The organism is Streptomyces kebangsaanensis, from assembly GCF_001906585.1.
GTDB classification, from domain to species: Bacteria; Actinomycetota; Actinomycetes; order Streptomycetales; family Streptomycetaceae; genus Streptomyces; species Streptomyces kebangsaanensis.
In genome coordinates, this window is the sequence record NZ_JUJA01000045.1 from 128,005 (window position 1) to 128,238 (window position 234).

At 80.8% G+C, this 234-nt stretch carries 1 protein-coding gene; it reads right to left on the minus strand.

Features of this window, described 5'->3' with window-relative positions; genetic code table 11:
• Nucleotides 1–234, minus strand: a 234-nt coding sequence (locus RH94_RS42560) for a hypothetical protein (RefSeq protein WP_234425576.1), incomplete at both ends; no start/stop codon positions are given.

A 234-nucleotide genomic window follows, 5' to 3' on the forward strand; every position in this document is an offset into this window, starting at 1 on the left:
GTCCTCGACGGCGTCCTCGGCCTCCTCCGCCTCTTCCTCGGCGGACTCGGCGGGCTCGGCGGCGGACTCGGTCTCCCGGGCCTCGGTCTCCTCGCCGTAGCCGGAGCCCCGGCGACGGCGGCGGCGCCGCGAGCCGCCCTGCTCGGCCTGGTCCTCCGGGCGCTCGGGGTGCTCGGGGTGCTCGGGGTGTTCCTCGCCCTCCGTGGCCTCGGCGGCAGCCGCGGCGGCCGCCCG